Below are 3,127 nucleotides of genomic sequence, written 5' to 3' on the forward strand. Positions count from 1 at the left end.
GTCGTACTGGGCGCACTGGGTGGTCAGCCAGGTGGCCAGTGCGCTGGTGATGCCGGGGAATCCGGCCGCGGCGTCCAGGACGCGTCCGGATTCGGCGTGGGTGCGGGCCTGGTGCCAGGAGCGCTGCCATTCGAGTGTCCAGGGCGGGTTCCACCAGGGATCGATCGCCGACAGTGCCTGGGCCCGGGGCGAGGGGGTGCCGTGGCGGTGCCGGTAGGCGCGGTCTTTGCTGCGTTGGTTGGTCAGCCACTGTCCCAGTTTCAGTCCGTCCTGGATGGTGTCTTTGGTGGCGTGCACCAGCGTTCCGTGGGCCTGGGCGAAGGCGCGTGCGCAGGCCAGAGCGTGCTGGAAGTGGGTGGCCATGTGCGTGCGGCGGGGCCGGGCGGTGTGTGCGGCTTCGCGGGTAAGGCCGATGTCGGCGAGGAGTTGCTGCTGTGCGGGGTGCAGGGTGTCGTAGCCGGTGCACTGGTTGTAGAGCCATTCGCCCAGGCTGAAGCTGGTGGTGGGGAAGCCGTGTTCGGGGCGCAGGGCACCACGGGCACGGGCGTGGTCGCGGGCTTGGTAGTAGGAGCGTTGCCACAGCACGGGCCACTGGGGCCGCCACCACGGATCCAGCGCGTCCAGGGCGGCGACGTGCTCGGGCGGCATCCCGGAGTATTTTCGGTGATTTTTCAGCCATCGGCCCAGGGCAAAGCCATGGAAGCGGGTGCCGATCGCGGCGGCGAGGTGCCCGTGGACGGCGGCGTAGGCGCGGGCGTGGACCAGGCCGGTGGCGAAGGCATGGCCGGACATGTGCCGAAGCCCCAGGTGCAGTGGTGTCGCCCTGGCCGTCTTCCCGCCGTTGTGGGCGGTGCTGCGGTAGGCGGTGAGTTCCCGGGTGATGGGGCGGGGCCGGTGTGCCATGTGCAGCGCCCACCGGTGGTCGGCGCCTGCATCGATACCGGCCCGTACGCTGCGCTGTGCCCACACCAATAACGGGCCGGCCGACGTCGGAGCGATCCGTTCGGGCAACCAGGGCCGGCTCGTGGCCTGCGCCAACTCGGCGACCAGCCGGGGAGCGTAGGCGAGGGTGTGGGGCAGATGCCCGCGGGTGTCTTCGAAGAGCCGCCGCATGGTGCGCTCGTCAGCAAGGACGCGGGTGAGGGCGACTGCCTCCGGATAGGTGACCACATCCCTGACCAGCAGCCGCCACCAGCCCGGATCAGCCCCTTTGGCCGTGAGCTGTAGTTCCCGGTGCGGCCACTGCTCTTCTTCGGGCCATTGCTGTGCCCACCAGGAGATGACCACGGCATGCGCGACCTCGAACGCGCGGGCGGCGGTGTTCGGGCGATGGCGCAGCAACTGCAGATGGCGCCGGTGTGCCGTGACGATCTCAGGTAGTCCCGTCAGGTCGACCTGCTCGGTGTCGGCCGGTGCGCCGTCGATCCAGTGGGTGCCGAGCATCCAGCGCTGGTGGCGCGGGCAGACGCGGGTGTGCGGCTGCAGATAGAGCCGGGCTGGCTTGGTACGTCCGGTGCGTGTGGCCGTGCACAGCCGGCAGCCCTCTCCCGCGGCGGGCACGACGCGTCCGAAACGGAACCGCCCGGCCGCGCCTGTCCCGTCCGGTGCGAGGGGCTCCTGTGCGGTCCAGGAGGGCAGCGCCCTGCTCAGGACTGCCTCTGCGACGCGGCAGAACACAGCGATGCGGGCGCGGGCTTCGGCGTTGAGGTACACCTCGCCGTCCGCGCGGTAGCCCTTGAACAGAACTCCGCCGGACTGGAGGAGCGAGGGGATGAGGTCGCGGACACCGAGCCGGTAGCGGTCGGCGAGGCGGTCCAGGTAGGACAGGTTCGTCTCGCCCTGCAGCGGTGCGAGCCGTACTGGCCCCGGACGGGCCGCAGCCGTACGCGGCGGCTGCGGCTGTGGGGGAGGAGAGTTGTGCATGAGGGGGCAGAGGTCGTTCCTGGCGGGCTCGGATGTACGGGCATCCGGACAGTGTCAAACAGGGGAGTGGGACGGACGGTTGAGGCACACACCTCCGGTCAGGGCTGGCGTTGCGGCCGCGTCCGGCGGCGGTGCGGTGCTCGGGCGCGTTGTTCGGCGGCGGTGTCGAGTTCGATCTGTTCGAGGAGTTTCTTGGTGATCTTTTCGGTGCCGTCGAGGAGGGAGACGAGTGCGGCTTCGCGGATGAGGTGGGAGAGGCTGCCCATGCGGCCGCCGGTGCGGGCGTGGAGGTAGGCGGCGTGGGTGAGCAGGGTGCCGGGCCGGTGGTGGCGCAGCCGCAGGGCGTTGTCCATGCTGTGCATGAGGTCGTGCCAGAGCTGTTTGTCGTCCGGGCTGCCGTAGCGCAGGGGCTGGTTGCGGACGATTTTGAAGCGGCCGGCGAGCTGGGAGCCGCGCACGCCGGTCAGCAGGGGTGAGGATTCGACGTCGATGCCGGAGTAGACGAAGGTCGCCGGGATCCGTTCGCCGAGGTATTTCAGCTGGTCGGAGGTCTCTGCGCCGGCCCGGCTGCGGGTGTCCATCAGGTGTACGTCGTCGACCAGGACCAGTTGGGTGCCCAGCTCGCACAGCAGCCCGCACACGGCGTTGGTGATCTGGATCTGGTTCATCCTCTCCAGGGCGGGCAGGCCGAGGAAGCGGGCGAACTCGCTGATGAGCATCTTGGGGGTGGAGGACGGCGGCACGGTGATGAACAGGACCGGCAGCCGTCCGTCCTGGTTCGGGTGGCGGCGCCGGTCGGCGAGTTCGACGGTGCGCCCGAGCTGTTGCATGGCGGTGGTCTTCCCGGTGGTGGCCGGCCCGGAGATGATCAGGCCGCGCCGGGCTCCGCCTTGCTGGCCGCGGTTGAGCAGCAGCAGGCCGCGGACCGCGGTGGAGATGGTGTCCATGGCGGGGGTTTTCAGCACCACGAACCGTGCGTGGTAGTCCTCCCGTTGCTCCTGCGTCCATTCCTGGTCGCCAACGTCCAGCGCTGGGGCAGGGGGTGTGTCGACGAACTGCTGCCATCCGTCCCATGTGGTCAGCGGGCTGAACGTGCTCGTGGTGGGGGGCTGGGCCGCTGTCACCATGCCTGGGCCTCCTGGTAGGGGTCGTAGATGCGCATGCCGCCCGCCCCGGCGGTGTCCGGCGTCTGTGCCGCTGCCGG

At 70.1% G+C, this 3,127-nt stretch carries 2 protein-coding genes; both read right to left on the reverse strand.

Annotation, left to right across the window (positions count from 1 at the left end):
• Positions 1-1,923, reverse strand: a 1,923-nt coding sequence (locus H293_RS54220; RefSeq protein ID WP_020124996.1) for a Helicase associated domain protein, incomplete at its 3' end; no start/stop codon positions are given.
• Positions 1,924-2,021: 98 nt separating this feature from the next.
• Positions 2,022-3,050, reverse strand: coding sequence for a TniB family NTP-binding protein (locus H293_RS0148735; protein ID WP_020124997.1), 1,029 nt, complete (start codon positions 3,048-3,050; stop codon positions 2,022-2,024).
• Positions 3,051-3,127 lie beyond the last annotated feature (77 nt).

The sequence above is a fragment of the Streptomyces canus 299MFChir4.1 genome, assembly GCF_000383615.1.
Classification (GTDB): Bacteria; Actinomycetota; Actinomycetes; order Streptomycetales; family Streptomycetaceae; genus Streptomyces; species Streptomyces canus_C.

Bases quoted from the DNA above. Each gene is read 5' to 3' on its own strand.
- H293_RS0148735 (WP_020124997.1), bottom strand. From the start codon at position 3,050: ATGGTGACAGCGGCCCAGCCCCCCACCACGAGCACGTTCAGCCCGCTG.